Raw genomic sequence first — 21,179 nt, 5'->3', positions numbered from 1 at the left:
ATTAATTTAACTGCCAATCATTAAGTTGAATTTTAATACGAATTTTTTGGTTTTTAAGGCTTAGCTTAACAGGAAGCCAATAGCCATTATGTTTGATGTAATTTGAATAGCTAATCTGCCATTGCTGACCATCTTGAGCTTGCCATATAAGTTTTTTTAAACGACCTTGCTCATCAAAGCTGGCTTGTTCGTTTTCTACAGTTCCTTTTAGCCATTTTGCCGCGTTATCTAATGGGATTGAAAAACCTGTTAGGCGATATAATAACATTGAGGCATCACTATCTGTATAAACATCGCCGTCATATTCAAGTTCAGCACCTTGTGCATTTTGTTTTAAAGATAGGATGCGAGTACCAATAAAACTGGTGAGTACCATTTCACTGTGCTGCTCATCGTGCTGCCAATTTAAATTGGCGGATTGGCGTTGCTCTGTACTAATAAATGCCATTTTGCCTTGTACTTGCCACTGAGCTTGTTGTTCTAATCGGCTTTTCCAGTCGGGATAAATGTAATCAACTGTTGAAATTTTTTGCGCACAGCCACCTATAAATAAAAAAAATATGAATAAAATCAAATATTGTTTAATCAAATGTCGTTCCTTACTTTCCATATTCCGCTGATTTTTGGTAAAATTAACGCCTTTACAGCTGGGCTTAGCAATATTTGGTACATATGACCATCGTAGCACTTGGTATAAATCACAAAACCGCATCCGTAGAATTACGTGAAAAAGTCGCTTTTTCGCCAGAGCAAATGTCTGAGGCGTTGCAGCAATTAAGTGGTCACTCGCATTTTAATGAGGCGGTTATTGTTTCGACCTGCAACCGAACTGAAATCTATTGTAGCCTTGCCGAGCGTAATTCCCAAACCCTGTTGCACTGGTTAGCCAGTTTCCATGGGTTGGATGAACAGGAACTGAGCAATAATGTTTATTATCATGAAGATCATGAAGCAATTAACCATTTAATGCGGGTTTCATGTGGTTTAGATTCGTTAGTACTCGGTGAGCCGCAAATTTTAGGGCAAATAAAGCAAGCTTACCATAATGCGAAAACCCATGATGCGATAGGTGTAACCTTCGACCGTTTATTTCAAAAAACATTTTCAGTTGCAAAACAAGTTCGTACCGAAACTGATATTGGTGCCAGTGCGGTATCTGTTGCTTATGCAGCTGTTAATCTTGCTAAGCACATTTATGGCAAATTAGATAAAACCAATGTATTGCTTATTGGGGCAGGTGAGACGATAGAGCTGGTTGCTAAACACTTATACCAAAATGATCCGCAAAAAATAACAGTTGCTAACCGTACTATTGAACGAGCTAAAACGTTAGCAGATGATGTTAATGCGGATGTCATTGCATTAGCTCAGTTACCTGAGCGTTTACATGATGCAGATATTGTAATTAGTTCAACCGCCAGTACTTTGCCCATCATTGGTAAAGGGGTAGTAGAACAAGCGCTGAAAAAGCGCCGTCACAAACCAATGTTATTTATTGATATTGCAGTACCACGTGATATCGAGAGCCAAGTAGGCGAATTAGATGCGGCCTATTTGTATTCAGTTGATGACTTACAAGCCATAGTAAGCGAGAATATCGCCGCCCGTGAGCAGGCTGCTGAGCAAGCACAAGCTATTATTCGCTCACGTACCGATGAATTTGCTATGTGGTTGCGTTCACTCGATTCGGTGGATTTAATTCGCCATTATCGCAACGATGTACAAGATATAAAGTCAGAACTTGTCGAAAAAGCCTTAGGCCAGCTGCAAGCAGGTAAAGAAGCTGAAAAAGTTATACTCGAGTTGGCAAACAAACTGACCAACCGCTTGATGCACGCACCTACCCGTGCCATTCAAGATGCTGCTAAAAAAGGTGAAGCAGCGGAGTTAAGCCAATTAAAGAAAATGTTAGGTATTGATCAGGAATAGTCGTTAAATGAAAGAGTCTGTTTATAGAAAATTAGAAACCTTAGTTGAGCGTTATGAGGAAGTGCAAGCGCTACTAAGCGACCCCTCTGTGATCAGCGACCAAAATCGCTTTCGTGCCTTATCTAAAGAATACTCAGAATTAGAAGAAATCGTAAAAGCATTTTTAGCTTACCAACAAGCACAAGATGATGTTGCTACTGCTGAAGAAATGTTAAAAGACTCTGATCCTGATATGCGTGAAATGGCGCAAGAAGAATATAAAGAAGCAAAAGCACAAATAATTGCTTTAGAAGACGAAATCCAAATTCTAATGTTACCTAAGGACCCTAAAGACAATAATAACGTCTACCTAGAGGTTCGTGCCGGTACCGGTGGTGATGAAGCTGCTATCTTCGCAGGTGACTTATTCCGTATGTACAGTCGCTACGCTGAAACTAAAAAGTGGAAAGTGGAAGTCGTTAGTACTAATGAAGGTGAGCACGGCGGTTATAAAGAAGTGATTGCACATATCTCAGGTGAAGGTGTTTATGGTCAGCTGAAGTTCGAATCAGGTGCGCACCGTGTACAACGTGTACCAGAGACAGAATCGCAAGGCCGTGTTCATACATCTGCGTGTACTGTAGCAGTCATGGCTGAAATCCCTGAAGCGGAAGCAATTGAGATTAATCCTGCGGATATTAAAGTAGATACTTTCCGTGCATCGGGTGCCGGTGGTCAGCACGTAAATAAAACTGACTCAGCAATCCGTATTACGCATATTCCAACGGGCGTAGTTGTAGAGTGTCAGGATGAACGTTCACAGCATAAAAACCGTGCTAAAGCGATGTCAGTACTTGGTGCGCGCTTACAACAAGCTGAAGATGAAAAGCGTCAAGCGGCTGAAGCATCAGAGCGTCGTAACCTAGTAGGTAGTGGTGACCGTTCTGAGCGTATTCGTACTTATAATTACCCGCAGGGTCGTATCACAGATCACCGTATTAATTTAACGCTTTACCGTTTAAATGAAGTAGTTGCAGGTGATTTGGGCAGTGTTATTGAACCTCTAATGCAAGAACACCAAGCTGATTTACTTGCTGCGATGGGCGATGAATAATCGTGCCGCAAAGCATTGAACAAGCAATTGTTGCTGCAACGGCGTTATTAACGCCTAGCAGCGACAGTGCTAAGCTAGACGCACAAGTCCTCTTATTATCCATTCTTGATAAACCACGCAGTTACTTATTTACCTGGCCAGAAAAACAACTTACCGAACAGCAACAACTTGATTTTGAACAAGCATGTCAGCGCCGTTTAAATGGTGAACCCGTTGCTCACATTGTTGGCTTTCGTGAATTTTGGAGCCTTCCTTTGAAGGTTAACCCAACGACTTTGATCCCAAGACCTGATACCGAAACTTTAGTTGAGTATGCTTTAGGTCTTGAATTACCTGCTGATGCCAAGGTGCTTGATTTAGGCACGGGAACAGGGGCAATTGCCTTAGCATTAGCCAGTGAAATGCCAAATTGGCAGGTGACAGGGGTTGATAGAGTTGCTGATGCAGTTGAGCTTGCCCAAGAGAACAAACAACGACTTAGTATTAACAACGCCACTTTTACGTTGAGCAATTGGTTTAGTGCAGTAAGTACAGAAAAGTTTGACCTAATTGTCAGCAATCCTCCGTATATTGAACATGATGATGAGCACTTAAGCCAAGGTGATGTTCGCTTTGAACCGCTCTCTGCATTAGTTGCAGATGATGACGGTATGGCTGATATTAAACAAATTATTACTAGCGCGCGTGACTATTTAACGACAAATGGCTATCTTTTAATTGAACATGGCTACAAACAAAGTGTGAAGGTACAAGAATTTTTTGCACAAATGTCGTATAGCCATATACTTACAATTAAAGATCTTGGCGGTAATGACCGTGTAACCTTAGCACAATGGCCTAAATAATCATGAAGAGCACTGTGCGTACATAGCCTTTGAGGGTCCCATACAATGGATGATTTTTTGTTTTCGGATGAAGCACTTGATGAAGTTAATGAGGTGGTTCAGGGTAGTTGGAAAGTCATCATCGTCGATGATGAGCCAGAAGTACATGCCGTAACAAAGCTTGCGTTGAGTGACTTTGAATTTCAAGATAAACGCTTAGAGTTTATTAGTGCCTATTCGGGTGAAGAAGCCAAAGAGGTAATTGAGCAGCATCCAGATGCTGCCATCGTATTACTTGATGTGGTAATGGAAACTGACGACGCAGGCCTTAAGGTTGCTAAGTTTATTCGCGAAACTGCAAAAAATAATCACATTCGTATCATTCTTCGTACCGGTCAGCCAGGTCAAGCACCTGAGCGACAAGTGATAGTTAACTACGATATCAATGACTACAAGTCAAAAACTGAGCTAACTGCACAGAAACTTTTTACCGTGGTTATGTCGAGTTTACGTTCTTACCGTGACATTTTATCGATTGAGCAATCTCGTCAAGGCCTTGAAAAAATTATTAAAGCATCACGTGATATTTTCTCAACTCATTCACTTGAGAGCTTTATTGAAGGGGTGATGCAACAACTCACCTCATTACTCGGTACTGTAGATCAAGCAATGTATGCAACAAGCTTAGTTGCCAGTAACCCGCAGGATAATCAAAAGAAGTTAGTGGTATTTTCGGGGCGTGGTGAGTTTGAACGTAGTGAAGGTAAGGCTATCGAAGAAGTCCTAGATAATGAGCAGTTGCAAGCCTGCCAGCAAGCACTGAACGAAAAAACCATCGTCTACCGTGAAAATTATTTATTTGCTTATTGTTGTAGTGAATGTAATCACAACTCGATGTTATTTATTTCCGGTATCCCTAAGCATTTAACAGACACTCAGCGTCATCTGATTGAAATTTTTTCACAAAATGTGCAGTTGGCGTATGAAAATGTACAGTTACAATCTGAAATTGAAGCAACACAGCAAGAGTTAGTATTTAGGCTTAGTGAAGCGTTAGAGCAACGCTCAACGGAAACCGGTAACCATGTAAAACGTGTTTCGCACATTTGCTATGAATTGGCCTTGGGCTATGGTTTACCCAAACGCGAAGCTGAACTTATTCGCTTAGCAGCGCCCCTACATGATGTAGGTAAAGTGGGTATTCCTGATGCAATTTTAAATAAGCCAGGGCCGCTCACCGATGAAGAATGGGCTATCATGCAGCAGCATGCTGAAAAAGGTCATTTAATTTTAAAAGATTCAAATCGTGACATTGTTAATACAGGAGCCATTATTGCTTTATCACATCATGAGCGTTGGGATGGTTCAGGCTATCCGAAAGGTTTAAAAGGTGAGGAAATTCCAATTGCAGGTCGCATTGTAGCATTAGCTGATGTGTTTGATGCGCTACGTCATAAACGCTGTTATAAAGAGCCGTGGTCACTTGAAGATGTAATCAAGGAAATTAACTCGCAACAGGGCAAACAATTTGATCCGAAGTTAATTGAAGTGTTTAATCAGCGGGTTAAAGAAATCGAAGACGTACTTGTACGTTATCCAGATTAATTAAAGCAAAATTAGGGGCATATGGATTATTTAGCAGTAAAACATACTCACATGCTGTTTGCCGTGTTGAGTATTATCTTATTTTACGTTCGTTCGTTTTCACGCTTAAAATCGGGTACTTTGGCAAAAAATAAAGTGGTATTTATTGGTAGTCATAGTATCGACACTTTACTGCTAGTTTCTGCAGTGGTATTGATTGTGATGGCAGGATTTAACCCTTTAGAGCAGTCTTGGTTATTAGAAAAGATAATCTTAGTTATTGCATACATTGTGTTAGGTGTTGTTGCTGCTAAGCAAAATGCAAAAAGTGCGAAGCTCGTATTACTTGTAATCACCACACTCATCTTATTGGCAATTGGCTATTTAGCCTCTGCTAAAACAGCACTTCTTCTTTAAGAATCTCTAAGCGGTATTTGATGGCCTAGGTTGTCATACCGCTTTTTTATATCTCATCGCTCAGTATTGGTAACTTAGGGGAAAAGTAGGTAAACTAGCTGTTCGTTTTTGTAAGAGATGTAGCAGTATAAATGACCACCCCTTGGTTTGAAGATCAAAATGAATCCTATCAAGAAGAGGCCTTTGACGCATTTTCTTCGAAAGTGCTTTATCGTTGTATCGACGCTGAATTGAAGTGGGATCATCAAGCTGATTTAACAGCCTGTTATGACACCCTCAATGAGCTTGAAGACACGGTAACAGCTCTTTGCGCTGAATTAAAAGAGCCACATGAGCGTCTCGATAAGTTACTTGATACCTTTTATCAACAATGGCTATTTAGCTCATCAAGCTTAAAAGTGCCTGAGTATACGTTAAATAGTTTTAGCTACACCATTACCATGCGCAGTGGTACACAAACCACGCTGGCAGTTTTACTTTGTCATTTATTGCAACATGCTGAATTGGACGCGACTGTTACTCTTAGTCAAGGAGACGTGCACGTTCATGTTGGTATGAGTGATGAAGAAGGTTATTTAATTGAGCCCAGCACGGGACAGCAGAGCTGGTATATAACACCAGAGAATGCGTGTGAAGAAAATGGTGATGAACAAGAACCTCTTGAGCTGATTTTTGATGAAGAGCTATATAAATTATATTTAGCTCAGCAAAAATGGTCTTTTATTAGCGAAAGTAAATTTGGTCATGCTTTGCATTGTGTTGAAATGTTGATGGAATTACTTGGTGATGACCCTTATGAGCGTCGTGACCGTGGTTATTTACTTAATCAGCTAGATTGCCCAAAAATGGCCCGCGATGATTTGCAGTACTTTATTAACGAGTGCCCAGATGATCCTGCTATCGAAGTTATTCAGCATCAAATTGCTGAAATAGAAGACAACAATAATACACACCACTAATTTTAAAGGAACATTTATGACTGACGCCCACAGTGCGCTAATTACCAATGACGCAGTCGTACTTGGTTTGCTTGCCGTTATTTTGGGGTTTATTTTTAAAACCTCTCACAGTAATAATGCTGCGTGCCAAAAATTTTATAAATACGTACCGGCATTATTACTTTGCTACTTTTTACCATCATTACTGAATACTTTTGGTATTGTTGATGGTCACTCTTCAAATGTTTATTTTGTTGCATCACGTTATTTACTGCCAGCCTGCTTAATATTGCTGACCATTAGTATTGATTTAAAAGCCATTATTAACCTTGGTCCTAAAGCATTAATAATGTTTTTAACGGGTACCATGGGTATCGTTATTGGTGGACCACTCGCTATCTTAGTAATGAGTGCGGTTTACCCTGAAGCTGTCGGAGGCCATGGCCCTGATGCTGTATGGCGCGGTATGACGACCATTGCTGGTAGCTGGATTGGTGGTGGTGCAAACCAAGCATCAATGAAAGAAATGTTTGAAGTGGGCGGTGATATTTTCTCTGCAATGGTAACTGTTGATGTCATCGTGGCGAACTTATGGATGGCGGTGTTATTATTAATGGCAGCTAATCATAAGGCGATTGATGCCAAAACAGGGGCAGATACTCGTGCAATTGAAGATTTAAAAGAGCGCGTTGAAAAGTATCATGCTGAGCATGCGCGTATGCCAACCTTAAATGATTACATGACGATTATTGCTATTGCCTTTGGTATTACTGGCCTTGCTCATTTTTGTGCAGACTTTTTAGGTCCGTTTTTTGGGGCTAATTTCCCTTGGGCGCAAGAGTATAGTTTAAATAGTAAATTCTTTTGGTTAATTGTTATTTCTACCACCATAGGTATTAGTTTATCATTTACTAAAGTTCGCCATATTGAAGCCTTTGGTGCTTCAAAAGTAGCATCAAGCTTTTTATATATTCTTGTTGCTTCAATTGGTTTACATATGAATATTACCGCGATTTTTGACTCGCCAATGTATTTTGTACTGGGCGCGATTTGGATGATTACTCATGCAAGCTTAATGTTAATCGTCGCGAAACTAATTAAAGCACCACTGTTTTATATGGCAGTAGGCTCTCAAGCGAATGTAGGCGGCGCAGCATCTGCACCTGTTGTTGCATCAGCATTCCACCCGTCTCTCGCGCCAGTAGGTGTTTTACTTGCTGTTTTGGGTTACGGTGTAGGTACTTACATGGCTTATATTTGTGGATTAATGCTTCAAGCTGTTGCACCTTAAGGAATAAAAATGAACAACCAGTTAATTAAAATTAACGACATTGAATTAGCCAACAACAAGCCATTTGTGCTGTTTGGTGGTATGAATGTACTTGAATCACGTGATTTAGCGATGCGTATTGCTGAGCATTACGTAGAAGTAACATCAAAGCTAAACATTCCATATGTGTTTAAAGCATCTTTTGATAAAGCAAACCGCTCTTCAATTAATTCATACCGTGGCCCAGGTATGGAAGAAGGTTTAAAAATATTTGAAGAAATTAAATCTACTTTCAATGTGCCTTTAATCACTGATGTACATGAGCCACATCAAGCCGCACCTGTGGCTGAAGTTGTTGATGTTATTCAATTACCTGCTTTTCTTGCTCGACAAACTGATTTAGTCGTTGCTATGGCAAAAACTGGCGCCATTATCAACGTGAAAAAACCACAGTTTTTAGCGCCACATGAAATGCGCCATATCATTAAAAAGTTTAATGAAGCGGGCAACAACAACGTTGCGCTGTGTGAACGTGGCACAAGCTTTGGTTATAACAACCTAGTGGTTGATATGCTAGGTATGGATGACATGAAGCCTATGGCGCCGGTTATCTTTGATGCAACACACGCATTACAGCGTCCTGGTGGTCGTGCTGACTCTGCGGATGGTCGCCGTGCACAAGCTGCAGAGCTTGCGCGTAGTGGTATGGCATTAGGTATTGCAGGTCTGTTCATTGAAGCACACCCTAATCCTAATGAAGCAAAATGTGATGGTCCTTGTGCACTTGCACTAAGTAAACTAGAAGGTTATTTATCGCAAATGAAAGCGGTTGATGACTTGGTTAAGAGCTTTGCACCACTAGATACTAGCGCTAGTGACTTGTAATCTTGCTATTTAAGTATGAAAAAGGCGACCATGGTCGCCTTTTTTTATTTGTATCGCTATAATCGACGCATAAGAAAAACTAATTCTAAGCTTGGTGATTATGTCTCGTCGTTTACCTCCCTTAAATGCGCTAAAAGCATTCGAAGCTGCGGCTCGTCATTTGAGCTTTACTAAAGCGGCAGAAGAACTGTATGTAACGCAAGCAGCGGTGAGTCACCAAATTAAAACCCTAGAAGAGCATTTAGGTTTAAAACTGTTTTTGCGTAAAAATCGCTCTTTATTGCTGACCGAAGAAGGGCAAGGTTACTTTTTAGATATTAAAGAGATTTTTACCCAGCTGATTGATGCTACAGAAAAGTTGCTTGCACGAGGTGCGAAAGGTTCACTGACAGTGAGCTTAACGCCAAGTTTTGCGATTCAATGGTTAGTGCCCAGACTTAGTTTATTTAATGAATTACACCCTGAGATTGATGTGCGAATTAAAGCGCAAGATCAGGATGAGAATTCACTTTCTGACGATGTCGATATTGCCATTTATTATGGCCGAGGTCACTGGAGTGGGGTGCAAACTTATAAGCTGCACACTGAATATCTGGTGCCTTTATGTAGCCCATTATTATTAACAGGCCCTAAGCCACTCAATCAACCAAGTGATTTGGCGAATCATACGTTATTGCATGATACGACCCGTAAAAATTGGAAAACTTGGATGAAAACGGCTGGTGTGCGTAATGTGCAAGTTAACCAAGGGCCAATTTTTAGTCACTCATCGATGGTATTACAAGCTGCGGTGCATGGTCAGGGTGTTGCTATTGGTAATAGCGTATTAGCTAAACCTGATATTGATGCAGGTCGACTTGTCATACCGTTTAATCACTCATTAGAAAGTAAAAATGCTTACTATTTAGTGATCCGCGAATCGCAAACAGAGCTTGGTAAAATAGTGTCTTTCAAAGACTGGATGCTGAGCTTAGTAGAGCAAGAACAAGAGTATTAACATGTTACAGTGGTTTAAAAGTGCAACAGGCAATGCCCGTGCACAGTTTATATTTGCACACGGCGCAGGTGCGGGCAGCGACTCTGAGTTTATGCAAACAATGGCTAAACTTATTAGTCAGTTCAATATTGATGTGGCGTTGTTTGATTTTCAATATATGCAAATTGCAAAAGAGACAGGCAAGCGAAGACCGCCAGAGCGTGCTCCTAAGTTGCTTGCATACTTTGCAGAGGTGCTGAGAGAGAGACAGCCAGAGCTGCCTTTATTTATCGGTGGTAAATCAATGGGGGGGCGTATGGCTTCTATGCTTTGTACCGAGCAGAGCCTAGCTAAAATAGCCGGAGTTGTGGCTTTTGGTTATCCGTTTCACCCACCAGGAAAACCTGAAAAACTTCGTATAGAGCATTTTGCAGACATACCATGTCCTTTTTTAGTTCTGCAAGGTGAGCGCGATACATTTGGAAATCAGCAAGAGCTCGCTGATCTTAAAATGATTAATCCGCCAGAAATCAAATTTCTCAAAGATGGTGATCATTCACTAAAACCACGTAAAAAAAGTGGAATTACTGAAGAAGAGAATCTACAGCAAGCTGCTGATTATGCAGCAAAGTTTATTATTAATTTAGTGGCAGGAGATGAGCAATGATCAAACTATATTTAATGGTTGGCAGCTTATTCTGCATGTTTTCGGTGATGCTTGGTGCATTTGCCGCTCATGGTTTAAAAAACCGTGTCTCGGAATACGCAATTGGGATTTTTAAAACAGCTGCTGAGTATCAAATGGTGCATGGCCTTGCACTTATAGCTATTGCTATCTTAATTAAGTGGGGCATGAACCTAAGTTGGGCTGGTGGATTTTTTATAGCAGGTACGTTTCTATTTAGTGGTAGTTTGTATTTACTCGCATTAACGGGCATGAAATGGCTTGGGCCTATCACCCCTATTGGCGGCGTTTGTTTTATTATTGGTTGGGCTATTTTGTTAGTTCAAGCCGCACGATATAAGTTTTAAGGGTTATCTATGTCGAGTGTAATTATTTATTGTCGCAGTGGTTTTGAAAATGATGCCGCTGCTGAAATTACCTTTCAAGCTGCTGAACAAGGCTTTGCAGGTTACGTTAAAACAAAACCAAATACAGGTATTGTTGTTTATGAATGTTTTGATGCAAGTCACGGCGATGAAATCATAAAAAAAGTCGACTTCAAAAATATGGTATTTGCGCGTCAATGGTTTACTGGCACTCTAGTGGATAATATGCCACTTGAAGACCGTGTTAGTGCCATTGTTGATGCTGCCGCTGACTTTCCTGAATGTGGTGACTTACGCGTAGAAACGCCCGATACTAACGAAGGTAAAGAGCTGTCTAAGTTCTGCAAAAAGATTTCGACGCCACTGAAAAAGTCGCTTGAAAAGCGCTCGAAGGTAACTCGCGAGCTTGCAGAGAAGAAACCAGTAATGCATGTGTTATTTTTAGCAAATGACAGTGCTTATGTCGGCTATTCGTATACATTTAACAACTCGCCTTTCTTTATGGGTATTCCGCGCTTACGTATGCCTAATGATGCGCCGAGCCGCTCTACCTTAAAACTCGATGAAGCCTTTAACGTGTTTATTCCCCCCCATGAAGCCGAAGAACGTATGCAACCTGGCATGCGAGGCGTTGATTTAGGCGCTTGCCCAGGTGGTTGGACTTATCAGCTAGTGCGCCGTGGAATGTTTGTAAGCGCAATCGATAATGGCCCAATGAATGATGATTTGATGGAAACAGGGCAGGTTAAGCACTTCAGAGTAGATGGTTTTAAATATCGCCCTGAAAAGCGCAATATTCAGTGGTTAGTGTGTGACATGGTAGAGAAGCCGACAAAAGTGACTAATCTTATGATTGATTGGGCAGTTAATGCCTACGCTAAAGAGCTAATCTTTAATCTCAAGTTGCCTATGAAAAAACGTTTTGACAGCGTTTACGAATGTTTGAAAATGATCAAAGAAGAGCTTGATAAATATGGAGTGAGCTACGAGCTGCAAGCCAAGCATTTGTATCACGATCGTGAAGAGGTCACAGTACATTTGAATGTAACTAAGGTTCCACAAAGCCTTTACAGTTAGCATCAATTTGAAAATAAAAAGGCCAATAGCTAAAACTATTGGCCTTTTAATTAGACGATTAAACATCTAATTTAAGTTCGATATTTACTTCGGTAATTATCGACCCATAAACGTGTGCCTCCACATACTGCAACAGGCATGACAATTAAGTTAACAATTGGGATTGCAGTTAAAATCATTACAGCTAAACCAAAACCATAGGACAAGGTTTGCTTTTGCTTTAAGTCACCTTTCATTTCGTTAAAGCTAATTTTATGGTTATCGAAAGCGTAGTCTTCATATTGAACGGCATACATCCAACAGGTGAAAAGCACCCATAAAACTTGCCCGATCACAGGTAAAATCCACAATAAAATAAAAAAGCCAATAGCGCGTGGTAGGTAATAGCAAAGTTTTGTCCACTCTCGTCCTAGCATGCGTGGCACATCTTTCATTGTATCGAAAAGGCTATCATCATTAATTTTTTGCCCAGTTAAGTAAAGCTCAACTTTTTCACTGAGCAGGCCGTTAAATGGGGCTGCTATAAAATTCGTAATAACCGTGAAGAGCATGCTGTAACTAAATAAAATCACCAGCACGGCAATCGGCCACATTAGCCATTCGAGCCAGCTAAGCCATTCTGGTAATAACGAGTTCATGTAAGCAAAGCCATCAGTGAGCCAACCGTACAAAAAGAACAGCGAACTACCAAAAAGCAGGATATTGATTGTTAAAGGAATAAGTACAAAACGTTTCAACCCCTTTTGGCTAATTAACTTAAAGCCAGAAAAGAAGTATTCCATACCTTGAGTGAACTGCACGAGAAAACCTCATCTTTTTTCTTGTTGTTTGCAGTATATGGTTTTAACGATATTTGAACAGCTTTTTTCCGTAACAAAGTGTTTAACTCTTTACATGGACAGTCACTTTAAGCCTAGCTCTCAGCTGTATTCCAAAGGAAGAAATTTAAATAGACAGTCATTACACTTAACTGTTCTTGCAGCGCAAGAGTTTTTGTCTACACTTTAGTTACAGCTAATGCATTTTAAATTATCGGTTCAAGGAGTGGACGATGGCTTTAGCAAGGAAGCGGCAAATCTGTTTGTCGAATACTAAATACTATCACTGTGTATCCCGATGCGTTAGACGCGCCTACCTTTGCGGAGAAGACACTCTCACAGGTAAATCATATGAACATCGCCGAGGGTGGGTTGAAGATCGTCTGCTTGTTCTTGCGAAGGTATTTTGTATTGATGTGTGTGCTTATGCCGTGATGAGTAATCATACTCATATTGTGCTTTATGTAGATGATAAAAAAGCAAATAGGTTAAGCGACAAGGCCGTTCTTCTACGCTGGAATAAGCTCAGTAAAATGACGCCTTTAGGTCAAAACTTCCTCCGTGGTGAGCAATTGAGTGACGTTCAACAGGCCTTTTTAAATAAAGAGGTTGTAGAATACAGAGCGCGCCTTTCTAGTATTAGTTGGTTCATGCGAATGCTTAATGAGTATATTGCCAGGCGTGCAAATAAAGAAGACGAATGTACCGGGCATTTTTGGGAAGGGCGCTTCAAGAGCCAAGCACTACTTGATGAATCTGCTCTTTTAGCGTGCATGGCCTATGTTGATTTAAACCCTGTTCGTGCAGAGGTTGCGAGGACCCCAGAGCAATCTAACTATACAAGTTTTAAAAAGCGAAGCCAAAGTGCGAAGAATTCAAAACAACCTAAGCTACTAGCTCGTTTTGTTGGTGGTATGAACAAGAATAAATCAAAGGGAATACCTTTTGAGTTAAAGTCATACCTGTTACTTGTAGAACAGACAGGGCGTTGTATTAGCACGGATAAACGCGGATATATAGATCATCATTTACCTCCTATCCTTGAGAGGCTTAATCTCGAGCCAACAAATTGGCTAACATTAACAACACAGTTTGAACATTTATTTCACGGTGCTGTAGGTCGAATACAAGCTATTGAAAACTACTGTAGTAAAACTGCTCGAAAGCGGCGAAGTAACAGGACTAATAGTCTATTACTGTTAGCTAGCTAATTCTTTTATGTGATTTTTGTAATATTATTTTTTAAAACCATTACTTTGAAATGGCTAGCGTTTCTCAAATTAATCAAAATCAGTTTTAAGATTAAAGGAAAAGAAAGACCTTTATAGTTAAGCGGGCTTTGCAAGGTCAAGTTTAGAGAGATTGAGAGGAGTTTTAACCTAAGTCTAAGGTTTTTATTTTTAAGTGCCTGTCCATTTTAGTTAAATTAAAAACTAAAGTGACTGTCTTCTTAAAGTTTTCAGTAAAAATCATTAATCTTTAATTGAGCGGTGTAGGTTGGACTTTAATTTTTATCAACTGGGCGTTTTTTCAGTTACATACTGTTGAACTAAGCGATAGTATGGCGGTCTGAACAGTACCTATAAAAATGAATATTGAAAACAACAGTAGAGGATTAAACTAATATCCGATATCATTGTTAACATCATTAACAAAAACGACATATAAAAATGGGAGTTTTATGCAGTTAGTCGATTTAAATCCACATGATCCTGAAGTAGTACACGTGTTTTCTGATATAGACCGACTCATAAACTCATTATATCCTGTTGCCACCGCTCAATCCTTAAGTGTTGAAGAACTTGCTGAACCTAATGTTTATGCCATTGGCTTGAAAAATGAAGATGGTATCGTTGCTTGTGGTGCAATCGTGATGCAAGAAGGTAATCCTCCATATGGTGAGATCCGCCGCCTATATGTAAAACCAAGTTACCGTGGTAAAGGTTTATCACGTCGAATTATGCAAATACTCTTGCATCACGCAGGTGAGCAGCAAATTCCGCTTATTCGATTAGAAACAGGCCCTAAACAAACAGAATCCATTAGCCTATATGAAAACTTAGGCTTCAATCGTTGTGGTCCGTTTGGTAACTATAGCGAAAATCCACAAAGTTTATTTATGGAGTTAGGGCTTAACCAGTAAGTTAGGTATTAAGCCATGTTTTATTGAGGTTATCCTAATTTATAAATATTCCTTACAATTCATATGTTTTGTTACGATTTTTTTGATTACTGCCTGTGGTGATAAGTCACAAGTATCTATTACTTCTAAGAGTAAGCAACCCGACTTTACTATTGATACCACCCAGTTCTACTTAAACTCATGTCACTCCCTAACTGGTGTCTTCAATCATAATGGCACTATAGAATCAAAAGTTATTCTTACATTTCCTTATCGGCCTTTAAGTGTTTGCACTGATAAACAATCACAGCTTAATTTTGATGGTACTTATCTTACTGTAAAAATTTGCCGCACATCTTTTGGTGCAGGAGGGTGTGGGGTTGAAAAGTTTCGGACAAAGGACTTTGAAAATTGGCAAGAGTACATCGGTATTACGTGGCATGATAACGAGCAATATGAGGCATGGAGGCGCTTGGGATCGAACTCAACAAAAGCAGATGAAATCACAAAAGTAGTGCCTGTCCTCTAAAATACTCTAAAATGAAAAACAGTCCACAAATATGTATTCTTGTTTACAGTGCCTGTCCTTAAATAATTTTGAGTATGGGTAGGGAATTATCGATTCGTTTTTCACATTAAAAATCACTCGTTACGAGTAAAAATTCTTGTTGGACTTGAATCACTATTTTTCTTTTAATGCGCGGCAACAACCCTTGCCGTTTTTGGCATTACTAAAATAAAAGAGAAAGATAGATGAAAGAGACAACATCACTAGAACAAGCTCGCACGAGTTACAATGTTCGTCATTGGAGCCAAGGTTTCTTTGGTATTAATGATCAAGGTGATGTGTATGTTGCGCCAAAGGCCCATGCCCCAGAGCAAACCATTGCACTAATCGATATCGCACAGCAATTACAAGACAAAGGCTTAAGCTTGCCTGCGTTGGTTCGTTTTCCACAAATTTTACATCATCGTGTACATAGCTTATGTCAGGCATTTAACACGGCGATTGAAAATTATGGTTATCCGAAAGACTATTTGCTTGTTTATCCAATTAAAGTAAACCAACAACGCGAAGTTGTTGAAGAAATAGTTGCAAGCCAAGCTGATATTAAAAAGAAGCAATTGGGTCTAGAAGCGGGCAGTAAACCTGAGCTATTAACGGTTTTAGCCATGGCTGAAAAAACCAGTGCTGTAATTGTATGTAATGGCTATAAAGACCAAGAATACATTCGTTTAGCACTGATTGGCGAGAAGCTAGGTCACAAGGTTTACATTGTTCTTGAAAAACTGTCTGAGCTAGACATGGTGCTTAGCCAAGCAAAAGAGTTAAACGTAAAGCCACGCATTGGTATTCGTGTACGTTTAGCGTCGCAAGGTAAGGGCAAGTGGCAAGCAAGTGGTGGCGAAAAATCAAAATTTGGTTTGTCGGCATCGCAAGTACTCAGTGTGGTTAATCGTTTAAAAGCATCTGATCAACTTGATCTGATCCAACTTGTACACTTTCACCTTGGCTCGCAAATGGCAAACATCCGCGATGTTCGCTTAGGTGTGAGTGAAGCTGCGCGTTTTTACTGTGAGTTACGCAAATTAGGTGCACAAATTGATTGTTTAGATGTAGGTGGCGGTTTAGCGGTAGATTATGACGGTACACGTAGCCAGTCTCATAACTCAATGAACTACAGCTTAAGTGAATATGCTAATAACATTGTATACACCATTGGTGATACCTGTAAGTTATATGAGCAACCAATGCCGCGCATTATTTCTGAATCAGGTCGTGCGTTAACAGCGCACCATGCTGTATTGATTTCGAATGTTATTGGTACCGAAAGCTATGTACCAGAAGACATTCAAGCGCCAGCCGCTGATGCACCACTATTATTAAAAAACATGTGGACATCATGGCAGCAGTTAAGTGATGACAATGACGACCGTGCATTAATTGAAATTTATCATGATAGCCAAGGTGATTTAGCCGAAGCACATAATCAATTTGCACTTGGCTTATTAGATTTAACAGAGCGAGCATGGGCGGAGCAAGTTAACTTACGTGTATGTTATGAACTTAACAAACATATGGATAACAAAAACCGTTTTCATCGTCCGATTATTGATGAATTAAATGCGCGTTTAGCAGATAAGTTTTTTGTGAACTTTTCATTGTTCCAGTCATTACCGGATGCATGGGGTATTGACCAAGTGTTTCCTGTTTTGCCTTTAAGTGGTTTAACAGAGGCACCACAAAAGCGTGCAGTGTTACTTGATATTACCTGCGACTCAGATGGTGCTATGGAGCACTATGTCGATGGTCAAGGTATTGAAAGCACCTTGCCGGTACCAGCATTTAGCGAAGAAAAACCTTATTTAATGGGCTTTTTCTTAGTGGGTGCTTACCAAGAGATTTTAGGTGATATGCATAATTTATTTGGTGACACGCACAGTGCAATTATAAAAATGGACGAGCAGGGTCAGGCGAAAATCACTGAAGTTAACGAGGGTGATACCGTTGCTGACATGATGCGTTATGTACATTTAGATGTAGAAGGTTTTCAGCAATCTTACGCCCAGCTGGTAGCGGCAAAATTACCAGAATCAGAGCAGCAAAGCGTATTAGATGAGCTGCAAACTGGCTTAAATGGTTACACTTATTTAGAAGAGTTATAAGCAATGTCGACATTGTTTGACCACACAGATCATTCGTTATATTCAAACGGCATGACGTTTCTACGTCAGCCGATGGTGCAAAACATCACTGCAATCGATGCCGATGTAGTGGTGCTAGGTTTACCATTTGACCTGGCGACCTCGGGTCGCCCAGGTGCACGTTTAGGCCCTGATGCAATTCGTCGTGCCTCTGTGCACCTTGCGTGGGAAGAAATTAAGTACCCGTGGACGTTCCCGTTGTTTGAGCGTTTAAAATTAGCTGATGCTGGTGATTTTACCTACCCAGTAGGTGACCCAGAATATTTTACAGCGCAATTAGAATTAGCGGCTGAGCAAATTCTTCGTCAAGGTAAAACATTATTAGGCTTAGGTGGCGACCATTTTGTGACTTTGCCTTTACTGCGCGCCCATGCTAAGCAATACGGTAAGATGGCATTAGTTCATTTTGATGCTCACACAGATACTTACAGCAATGGCTCACGTTATGATCACGGTACCATGTTTTATCATGCGCCGATGGAAGGACTCATTGATGTTGAACACAGTATTCAAATTGGTATTCGTACTGACTTTGATCAGAGCAAACATGAGTTTGCGGTGATTGATGCAATGGCTGCCAATGATTTACCTGCACAAGATATCGCTGAGCAAATCAAAGCACGCGTGGGTGACTTACCTGTGTATCTAACCTTTGATATTGACTGCCTTGACCCTGCATTCGCTCCAGGGACAGGCACACCTGTGTGTGGTGGCTTAACAAGCGATAAAGTGCTTAAGGTGCTTCGTGCATTGAAGGGCATTAATATGGTCGGTATGGATGTGGTTGAAGTATCGCCATCATATGATCAAAGTGAATTAACCGCGATTGCCGCAGCGACCATTGCCAATGAGTTATTACACTTATGGGCTTTAAAGCATAAATACTAAGTGAGAGAGACAAAGAGCGCCTAAAGGCGCTCTTTTTTTAATATAAAATGAAGCCGTTATGCGCTTCGTACATCAACTTTTAACTTAAGCTTTTGCCCAGGCTGAATGTATTTTTGTCCAGCTAATGAGTTCCATTTGATAATATCTTGCACAGAAACATTAAACTTAGCGGCAATTCGCGCTAACGAGTCACCACGACGAACTTTATAGGTAATTGTTCGCTCTTTGGTTTGTGTCGCAGCAAGTTGTGACTTTTCTTCCTTATATACAGTTAGCTTTTGACCAACACGAAGCACTGAATTTTTTTTCAGCTTATTCCATGTTGCTAGTTCTGCAATAGTCACATCGTACTCACGGCTGATATCCCAAAGTGTATCGCCACTGGCGACTTTATGGCTTAGCTTTTTACGTGTTGCTTTATTCGCTGCCATACGTACTGATTTTGGTAAATGCTGGCTATTTATCTCACCATCACTTAGTGGCACAAGTAATTGCTGACCAACACGAATAGTATTCGATGAAAGTTTATTCAGCGTTTTAATGGCATTTGTACTTGTAGAAAACTTCTTCGCAATCACAGATAAGCTGTCACCACGTGCAACCACATATTGCTGCCAGCGCAGTCGGTCTTTTTGCTCTGTTTTTGCTAGTCTCTCAGAAAACGATTCAACTTTATCTGACGGTAATAATAAAAAGTGCGGTCCATTTGGATCAGTCGCCCAGCGATTAAAACCAGGGTTCAAACGATAAAGTTCAGTTAAGCTAATATCTGCCATATCAGCAGCGAGTGCCAAGTCGATTTGGCTTCCTACATTAACCGCTTCAACTACTTGAGCATTAATAATTGGCTGCCACTTCACACCAAACTCGTCACTGCGTTTTACTAGATCAGACAGCGCTAACAGCTTTGGTACGTACGAAGTGGTTTCTTTTGGTAAATCAAGTGACCAAAAATCCGTTGGTAAATGCTTTTTACGGTTCTTTTTAATGGCGCGAAGTAAACGACCTTCACCTGAGTTATAGGCCGCAATGGCATTTAGCCAATCGCCTTCTAAGGTTTTGTGTAAATATGATAAGTAATCAAGGGCTGCACGGGTCGATTGCACAATGTCACGACGACCGTCATACCACCAGTTTTGTTTTAAATCGAAACGCTCACCGGTCTGTGGCATAAATTGCCAGATACCTGAAGCACTGCGGTGCGAATAGCCAAATGGGTCAAATGCACTTTCTACAATGGGTAAAAGGGCAATTTCGATTGGCATTTGACGTTTTTCGACTTCTTCAACAATGAAGTATAGGTATGGCTCAGCTCGCTTCGAGATACGATCTAAATAGGCCTGATGACGCGCATAATAGTTACGCTCAGCAACAACAGGGCGGTTTTGTGGCACATCAATCGAAAGCTGGTAGCGAATACGTTCCCATACATCATCAAATACAGGAGGCGGCTCATCAATATCGGTTAATTGTTGATACTGAGCGTTGATCATCAATGCATCATTGATGTCGCTCGGACTTGCGCCGTCTAATTGTTGCTCAACATTATTGTTCGCAACATCTGTACTTGCTGAGTCAGAGGCTGTTAATTGACAGCCACTTAAAATCAGCGCAAGTGATAAAACTAAAGGAGACTTATACATATATACCCATACATCAGGTAAAAAAACTCGGCGAATATTACCTGCTCTGAGAACATATTGCCACTTTATGACCAGTTTATGTCAGCTTATTATTGCAAGATGCTGATCTAAATATACAAAATTGTAAACACTGGCGTTTACGTTTATTTAAAAGTTATCTTTCCAAGCTCTGAGACCTGAAAAGCGTTGCCAAGGTTCATTCAGATCCAAATTAATTTTTAGCTCATCAGGCAGCTCATCGGTGATAGTTGCTACGTTGCTACGCAAAAATGGATTTATTTGTTTTTCAACGCCTAACTGAGTTGGCAAGCTTATTTCGCCGTTGGCGCGCAGCATATCTACTTTATCACTGTAGTTGAGTAGGTATTCATTATTTGGTTCAACGGCTTTTGCAAAGGCTAAGTTGGCTTGCGTGTATTCATGAGTGCAATAGATTTTACACTCATCTGGCAGGGCTCTTAATTTACATAGTGAGTGCCACATTTGCTCAGCACTGCCTTCAAATAATCGTCCGCAGCCAGCACTAAATAAGGTGTCGCCAGTAAAACTTAATTCGTCATTAATGTAACAAACATGGTCTAGGGTATGACCGGGTGTCGCAAGCACGGTAAAAGTGTAATCATACACAGTGACTTTATCCGCTTCTGATACGCCATGAGTAATGCCTTTAAAAGGGCTGTGTCTTGGCCCATAAACCGGAATATCACGAAATGCCTTAACCAGTGCAGCAACGCCATCGGTATGGTCATAGTGGTGATGGGTAATCAAAATACCGCAAAGTGTTAAGTTTTGCTCGTTTAGGTAGTTTAAAACAGGTTCTGCTTGACCTGGGTCTACAACCCATGCAGTTTGCTCAGCCTCATTGCTGATGCACCAAATGTAATTATCAGAAAAGGCTTTAATTGCTTTAACTTGCACCATGTTTAATTGCTCTATAAAGTGACAGTTAACACACAGTA

At 40.5% G+C, this 21,179-nt stretch carries 20 protein-coding genes; 16 read left to right on the top strand and 4 right to left on the bottom strand.

The features are described 5' to 3' along the window. Position 1 precedes the first annotated feature (1 nt). A complete protein-coding gene (gene lolB, locus J3455_RS10245; RefSeq protein ID WP_130051179.1) occupies positions 2-589 on the bottom strand; it encodes a lipoprotein insertase outer membrane protein LolB in 588 nt (195 codons plus the stop codon). An 83-nt stretch (positions 590-672) separates the two neighbouring features. On the opposite strand from lolB, the gene hemA reads away from it, so the two are divergent. The 12 genes from hemA (at position 673) to rlmM (ending at position 12,043) form a co-directional block, all read left to right on the top strand. Further along, positions 673-1,929, top strand: coding sequence for a glutamyl-tRNA reductase (gene hemA / locus J3455_RS10240; protein WP_175580517.1), 1,257 nt, complete (start codon positions 673-675; stop codon positions 1,927-1,929). A gap of 7 nt (positions 1,930-1,936) precedes the next feature. After that, positions 1,937-3,022 (top strand): peptide chain release factor 1, encoded by a 1,086-nt coding sequence (gene prfA / locus J3455_RS10235; protein ID WP_054551648.1) that lies wholly within the window; start codon positions 1,937-1,939, stop codon positions 3,020-3,022. A 2-nt stretch (positions 3,023-3,024) separates the two neighbouring features. Beyond that, a complete protein-coding gene (gene prmC, locus J3455_RS10230; protein WP_286258816.1) occupies positions 3,025-3,867 on the top strand; it encodes a peptide chain release factor N(5)-glutamine methyltransferase in 843 nt (280 codons plus the stop codon). A 45-nt stretch (positions 3,868-3,912) separates the two neighbouring features. Further along, on the top strand, positions 3,913-5,451 hold the full coding sequence (locus J3455_RS10225) for a response regulator (RefSeq protein ID WP_239977903.1): 1,539 nt from the start codon (positions 3,913-3,915) through the stop codon (positions 5,449-5,451). A 21-nt stretch (positions 5,452-5,472) separates the two neighbouring features. Next, positions 5,473-5,847, top strand: a complete 375-nt coding sequence (locus J3455_RS10220; protein ID WP_130051183.1) for a SirB2 family protein — start codon at positions 5,473-5,475, stop codon at positions 5,845-5,847. A gap of 131 nt (positions 5,848-5,978) precedes the next feature. Next, positions 5,979-6,806, top strand: a complete 828-nt coding sequence (locus tag J3455_RS10215; RefSeq protein ID WP_130051184.1) for a tetratricopeptide repeat protein — start codon at positions 5,979-5,981, stop codon at positions 6,804-6,806. 16 nt (positions 6,807-6,822) lie between these two features. Further along, entirely contained in the window at positions 6,823-8,076 is a 1,254-nt protein-coding gene (locus J3455_RS10210; protein ID WP_130051185.1) for a DUF819 family protein, read from the top strand. A gap of 9 nt (positions 8,077-8,085) precedes the next feature. After that, on the top strand, positions 8,086-8,940 hold the full coding sequence (gene kdsA / locus J3455_RS10205) for a 3-deoxy-8-phosphooctulonate synthase (protein ID WP_130051186.1): 855 nt from the start codon (positions 8,086-8,088) through the stop codon (positions 8,938-8,940). 100 nt (positions 8,941-9,040) lie between these two features. Continuing rightward, positions 9,041-9,937, top strand: coding sequence for a transcriptional regulator GcvA (locus J3455_RS10200; protein WP_063706073.1), 897 nt, complete (start codon positions 9,041-9,043; stop codon positions 9,935-9,937). A gap of 1 nt (position 9,938) precedes the next feature. Further along, a complete protein-coding gene (locus J3455_RS10195; protein WP_130051187.1) occupies positions 9,939-10,583 on the top strand; it encodes an alpha/beta family hydrolase in 645 nt (214 codons plus the stop codon). Next, on the top strand, positions 10,580-10,948 hold the full coding sequence (locus J3455_RS10190; RefSeq protein ID WP_167659218.1) for a DUF423 domain-containing protein: 369 nt from the start codon (positions 10,580-10,582) through the stop codon (positions 10,946-10,948). Before J3455_RS10195 ends, J3455_RS10190 begins: the two co-directional genes overlap by 4 nt. 9 nt (positions 10,949-10,957) lie before the next feature. Next, on the top strand, positions 10,958-12,043 hold the full coding sequence (rlmM, locus tag J3455_RS10185) for a 23S rRNA (cytidine(2498)-2'-O)-methyltransferase RlmM (RefSeq protein WP_130051188.1): 1,086 nt from the start codon (positions 10,958-10,960) through the stop codon (positions 12,041-12,043). A gap of 71 nt (positions 12,044-12,114) precedes the next feature. Here the strand turns inward: rlmM and cysZ are convergent, their stop codons facing one another. Further along, positions 12,115-12,825: a sulfate transporter CysZ gene (gene cysZ, locus J3455_RS10180; protein WP_175580518.1), complete on the bottom strand. Its 711-nt coding sequence runs from the start codon at positions 12,823-12,825 to the stop codon at positions 12,115-12,117. Positions 12,826-13,094: 269 nt separating this feature from the next. On the opposite strand from cysZ, the gene J3455_RS10175 reads away from it, so the two are divergent. The 4 genes from J3455_RS10175 to speB all read left to right on the top strand — a co-directional run bounded on the left by J3455_RS10175 (position 13,095) and on the right by speB (position 18,577). Then, positions 13,095-14,072: a transposase gene (locus J3455_RS10175; protein ID WP_349561650.1), complete on the top strand. Its 978-nt coding sequence runs from the start codon at positions 13,095-13,097 to the stop codon at positions 14,070-14,072. Between the two features lie 470 nt (positions 14,073-14,542). Continuing rightward, the gene (locus J3455_RS10170) at positions 14,543-15,004 is read left to right on the top strand and encodes a GNAT family N-acetyltransferase (RefSeq protein ID WP_105174581.1); all 462 of its coding nucleotides are present in this window, start codon (positions 14,543-14,545) and stop codon (positions 15,002-15,004) included. Between the two features lie 732 nt (positions 15,005-15,736). Further along, entirely contained in the window at positions 15,737-17,650 is a 1,914-nt protein-coding gene (speA, locus tag J3455_RS10165) for a biosynthetic arginine decarboxylase (RefSeq protein ID WP_349561649.1), read from the top strand. Between the two features lie 3 nt (positions 17,651-17,653). After that, entirely contained in the window at positions 17,654-18,577 is a 924-nt protein-coding gene (gene speB / locus J3455_RS10160) for an agmatinase (RefSeq protein ID WP_130051193.1), read from the top strand. A gap of 56 nt (positions 18,578-18,633) precedes the next feature. On the opposite strand, the gene J3455_RS10155 is transcribed toward speB, so the two are convergent. Beyond that, positions 18,634-20,220, bottom strand: a complete 1,587-nt coding sequence (locus tag J3455_RS10155; RefSeq protein ID WP_130051194.1) for a LysM peptidoglycan-binding domain-containing protein — start codon at positions 20,218-20,220, stop codon at positions 18,634-18,636. A gap of 147 nt (positions 20,221-20,367) precedes the next feature. Next, complete coding sequence (gene gloB, locus J3455_RS10150; RefSeq protein WP_130051195.1) at positions 20,368-21,141, bottom strand: hydroxyacylglutathione hydrolase; 774 nt, start codon at positions 21,139-21,141, stop codon at positions 20,368-20,370. Positions 21,142-21,179: the final 38 nt, after the last annotated feature.

Source organism: Pseudoalteromonas sp. NFXS39, from assembly GCF_040148775.1.
In the GTDB taxonomy this organism is placed as follows: domain Bacteria; phylum Pseudomonadota; class Gammaproteobacteria; order Enterobacterales; family Alteromonadaceae; genus Pseudoalteromonas; species Pseudoalteromonas apostichopi.
Note: the sequence above shows the minus strand (reverse complement) of the source record. Positions and strands in the feature narration are given on the sequence as shown.

Coding starts and splice junctions, on each gene's coding strand:
- hemA (WP_175580517.1), top strand. CDS start 673: ATGACCATCGTAGCACTTGGTATAAATCACAAAACCGCATCCGTAGAA.
- prfA (WP_054551648.1), top strand. CDS start 1,937: ATGAAAGAGTCTGTTTATAGAAAATTAGAAACCTTAGTTGAGCGTTAT.
- J3455_RS10225 (WP_239977903.1), top strand. CDS start 3,913: ATGGATGATTTTTTGTTTTCGGATGAAGCACTTGATGAAGTTAATGAG.
- J3455_RS10220 (WP_130051183.1), top strand. CDS start 5,473: ATGGATTATTTAGCAGTAAAACATACTCACATGCTGTTTGCCGTGTTG.
- J3455_RS10215 (WP_130051184.1), top strand. CDS start 5,979: ATGACCACCCCTTGGTTTGAAGATCAAAATGAATCCTATCAAGAAGAG.
- J3455_RS10210 (WP_130051185.1), top strand. CDS start 6,823: ATGACTGACGCCCACAGTGCGCTAATTACCAATGACGCAGTCGTACTT.
- kdsA (WP_130051186.1), top strand. CDS start 8,086: ATGAACAACCAGTTAATTAAAATTAACGACATTGAATTAGCCAACAAC.
- J3455_RS10200 (WP_063706073.1), top strand. CDS start 9,041: ATGTCTCGTCGTTTACCTCCCTTAAATGCGCTAAAAGCATTCGAAGCT.
- J3455_RS10195 (WP_130051187.1), top strand. CDS start 9,939: ATGTTACAGTGGTTTAAAAGTGCAACAGGCAATGCCCGTGCACAGTTT.
- J3455_RS10190 (WP_167659218.1), top strand. CDS start 10,580: ATGATCAAACTATATTTAATGGTTGGCAGCTTATTCTGCATGTTTTCG.
- rlmM (WP_130051188.1), top strand. CDS start 10,958: ATGTCGAGTGTAATTATTTATTGTCGCAGTGGTTTTGAAAATGATGCC.
- cysZ (WP_175580518.1), bottom strand. CDS start 12,825: ATGGAATACTTCTTTTCTGGCTTTAAGTTAATTAGCCAAAAGGGGTTG.
- J3455_RS10175 (WP_349561650.1), top strand. CDS start 13,095: ATGGCTTTAGCAAGGAAGCGGCAAATCTGTTTGTCGAATACTAAATAC.
- J3455_RS10170 (WP_105174581.1), top strand. CDS start 14,543: ATGCAGTTAGTCGATTTAAATCCACATGATCCTGAAGTAGTACACGTG.
- speA (WP_349561649.1), top strand. CDS start 15,737: ATGAAAGAGACAACATCACTAGAACAAGCTCGCACGAGTTACAATGTT.
- speB (WP_130051193.1), top strand. CDS start 17,654: ATGTCGACATTGTTTGACCACACAGATCATTCGTTATATTCAAACGGC.
- J3455_RS10155 (WP_130051194.1), bottom strand. CDS start 20,220: ATGTATAAGTCTCCTTTAGTTTTATCACTTGCGCTGATTTTAAGTGGC.
- gloB (WP_130051195.1), bottom strand. CDS start 21,141: ATGGTGCAAGTTAAAGCAATTAAAGCCTTTTCTGATAATTACATTTGG.